The following is a 3,537-nucleotide window of genomic DNA, read 5'->3' on the forward strand; positions in this document are numbered from 1 at the left end:
ATTAAATACGGGGTCTCAGGCACGTTATTTTGAGTTCTCAAAATATTTTGCGAACTAAAGCGTTATGGGGTCTTTAGTTCCGGCGTGTACTGGAAACCAGTGTCTCACTCTTCACCGGTGTTGAGTGCGTCGAATTTGAGGCGGAGTTTTTTTGAATTGGGCAATCCACTGTCGTAGTGATACAGGGCCTTCTCCCAGTCGCCGTAGACGGGGTTCGGCAGGAGAATCCAGCGTCGGCCCCAGTATTCCTGATAGCGTTCACCCTGAGTGATCCGTTCCCGGGCCGACAGTTTTCCCTGGTAGGTGAAGTCGTTGAAGTCGTCACCAAGCAGGAGCAGGATTCTATGACAGCGGGCCACGAACGCGCGGCGGGAGGTTTTGTTCCAGGTCCAGTCGGGTTTTTCATTCTGGCAGAGCACCTGTGATTTGGTGATCTGCCTGCCGAGGACGGCGGACAGGTTTTCCACCGTCGGTGTTTCCAATTGAATGTCGCGGTTGGTAATAAAAAAGATCGCGATCTCATTTTGCTCCAGATGCCTGAGGAAATCTTTGACGCCTGGAACGGCTGTGGACTTTTTTTCCCTGACCCACTGGTTCCACAAGTCTTCATTCCAGCTTGTGTCGTGCTGGACGAGTCGCGACATAAACTCTGCGTTGTTCAAGACAGTTTCATCGAGGTCCAGAATGACCGCGGGAGGCAGCTGCGCGTAACCGTCGGATTGTTCCACCGCTGCGGTCCAGCAGGCATCTTTGAGGGCGTGAGTCGCCTGTGTCGTCGCCAGCCGATAAGCCTGAACGCAGGCGACGTCGTGCTCCACCGAAGTTTGTATCCAGAGAGTGGCGTCGAGCCCCTGGTCAGTTCGTGGCAGAGTCGCGGCGCGGGTTGCCGGTTCCTCTGCGTGTGCGATTATAGTGATCCAGCAGAGACAGAATAAGAGGAAAAACAATTTCGGCATAGGAGTCGCCCCTGTAAATGGAATACAGTTTTCCGGACCAATTCACGGACGAGCGGCTTAGTCAAACCGTCTCAACAGTGACGCTGCCGACTGGCTTCCCCGCAACTTGGCAATTCGCTTTCCATTTTCGTAAATGATGTAGGTCGGTAACCCGACGATATTCTCTTTCCGGGCCAGATCGATGTTCTGATCATAGTCCAGGATTTCCAGGATGAGACCTTTTGCTTTCAGCGCCGGCTGTAAGATCTTTCTGTCTTCCTGACAGCGCTGACAGTTGGGGCCTGTAAACATCTTGATCTGATAGCGACTGACGACTTCCTGTGCCTGGTGTAACGAGTCACGGTAGGCTGCCGTGTATGCCTCTTCCTGGGTCTTGAATCCATAATGTTTCTGGAATGCGGAATCCCAGCCTGACTGGTGAGCGGTTTGCAGGAATTTCACAAACTCCTGCCTGCCCTGCTGGTTGATCAAAAATTCGGAAAGGTAGAAACCCTGTGCATAAAGGACTGCCACCCCGCCCATGTTGCCGGGATAGTCCTGCATCACGAGTAATTTTCTGATCGGAATCTGCTGTTCTGTGCCGACAACGCGCCGCGCAATGAGCCGAAGATTGTTTTTTTCTGATTCATGTTCTTCATAAGTGGCTGCCCCTTCGTCGGCCCAGCGCGGCAGCGGGCGCCGGAAGTGCGATGCGAAGACCGTATGCAGCACTTCGTGAGGCAGCATGCTGTCCAGCAGTCTTTCGGGGGTCCCCTGGATCTGCATATCCCACCCGAAGACTTCGCCTCGGTCGAAAGAGAATGTCGTTGCCCCGCCGCCGGCGTCGTTGCTGATTCTGACCCTGATCGGACAGGGGGAATACCAGTTGGGGATGGATTCCCCCAGCCATGCTTCGGAAAGTTGAGCGCGGTAATATTCCGCAGCCTCGCCGATCTCAACGGCGAGAGCAGCGTCGTGACAGATTACGATAAAATTCGGAGTTCGATATTCGGCGGTACCTGCATCCCCCTCAAACAGAATTAAAGGGAGTAACAGAATTAAATATTTCATGTTGCAGTCCGTTGCAGGTTCCGTAGCAGATTAACCACCAGAATCATTTGCGAACTTCGAACGCAGATTCAGGGAGAACCTTACGAGGAAATCGCTTTGATGTACAGACCATTCTGGCATCTGCCGGGCTTCGCCTGTTTGCCCGGATTCCGTTCCAAATCGGCATGCGTTCGACAGGTTCCCCGGAGAAATCCAGTATCAAAGCAACGGGAAATGAACAGGCAAATAGTGTTTCATGCCGGCAAACGATGGGTTAAACTTCTCAGAAATCGTTTTCAGGATTACCACAGGAACAGCGACTATGGCGAACCGGCTCATCTACCAACTCTCAGAACTGGACTCTTCTTTCGTTGCGGAAGCGGGGGGAAAAGGTGCTTCGCTGGGAGAGTTGATGCAGGCACAGGCGCCGGTCCCTCCGGGATTTGTCGTGACAAGTTACGCGTTCCGGAACTATTTTTCCACGGGCGATCTGCGGCCTCTGGTCATCGAAACGGTCCAGGCTTTGAATGCCGGCCGACTGGATTTATCTCAGGCGCATCAGCAGATTCGCGCCTGCTTCGAGGGGGTCTTGATACCGGACGAAATCAGGGAAGCGGTAGAAACGGCTGCGCGAGAGTTACAGGCCAGTCGCGTCTCTGTGCGATCCAGCGCCACCTGCGAGGATAGTGCCACGAGTGCCTGGGCGGGCAACTGGAAACGTACCTGGATGTGAGACCGGAGGAGATCATTGAGAAAATCCGGGATTGCTGGCTCTCCCTGTTCAGCGAGTCGGCTCTGTCTTACGGAGCGACACACGGATTCGCTGCGGGGCAGATTTCCGTGGCGGTCGTGGTTCAGAAAATGGTGGCCAGTGAAATCTCCGGCATCGGCTTTTCGGTACATCCTGTCACTCAGGAGCCTGGTATCCAGTTGATCGAGGCCTGTCTCGGGCTGGGAGAAGCCATCGTCTCCGGGAGAATTATTCCGGATCAATTTGTGGTGGAACGTGGAACCAGTCAGATTCTGGAATCGATGATCGGCGATCAGAAAGAGGCGCTCTGGATGGGTGAAGGCAATGCACGACCGGTCTGGCAGCAGCTCGACGGTCGCGGCGCGCAGCCCAAAATCAGTGCGCAGCAGGTGACCGAATTTGCGAACTTGCTGACGCGGTTACACGATCATTACGGACACCCGATTGATACGGAATGGGCCATTCAGGACGGTCAGTTTCAGGTCTTGCAGGCACGTCCGATTACGACACTGGCGAAGGAGTATGATCAAACCCTGATCGATGAAAGTCTGGAATGGCAGTTTACGGTCCGTCGTCCGTTTTTCCTGCTGGCCGCATCCATCCTGCCATACTGGATGGTTGCGGAACACGCGGACAATTCGCTCGGGGGGCACCTGAATGAAGCGTTGCTGATTCAGGACGAAACAGGGATGATGAATCTGTTTTATCCTCATGATTCCGCGGAAGCCTTTCTCGATCGGATTGGTGACCTGTTTCAAAATGACCGGGATCAGCTCATTAGAATATTAAGATATGGGCTGG

The 3,537-nt window shown here is 53.9% G+C and carries 2 protein-coding genes and 1 pseudogene; 1 reads left to right on the forward strand and 2 read right to left on the reverse strand.

Going from position 1 to position 3,537, the window contains the following annotated elements:
- Positions 1-104: 104 nt before the first annotated feature.
- Both Q0294_RS02505 and Q0294_RS02510 read right to left on the reverse strand, forming a co-directional pair.
- Entirely contained in the window at positions 105-956 is an 852-nt protein-coding gene (locus Q0294_RS02505; protein WP_299460593.1) for an HAD family acid phosphatase, read from the reverse strand.
- A 57-nt stretch (positions 957-1,013) separates the two neighbouring features.
- Complete coding sequence (locus Q0294_RS02510) at positions 1,014-2,006, reverse strand: thioredoxin domain-containing protein (protein WP_299460595.1); 993 nt, start codon at positions 2,004-2,006, stop codon at positions 1,014-1,016.
- Positions 2,007-2,397: 391 nt separating this feature from the next.
- On the opposite strand from Q0294_RS02510, the pseudogene Q0294_RS02515 reads away from it, so the two are divergent.
- Positions 2,398-3,537: pseudogene (locus Q0294_RS02515) on the forward strand (PEP/pyruvate-binding domain-containing protein); the annotation flags it as partial.

This window comes from uncultured Gimesia sp. (assembly GCF_937919775.1).
Classification (GTDB): Bacteria; Planctomycetota; Planctomycetia; order Planctomycetales; family Planctomycetaceae; genus Gimesia.

Excerpts from the sequence above, each read along its gene's own strand:
- Q0294_RS02510 (WP_299460595.1), bottom strand. The coding sequence starts at position 2,006 with ATGAAATATTTAATTCTGTTACTCCCTTTAATTCTGTTTGAGGGGGAT.
- Q0294_RS02505 (WP_299460593.1), bottom strand. The coding sequence starts at position 956 with ATGCCGAAATTGTTTTTCCTCTTATTCTGTCTCTGCTGGATCACTATA.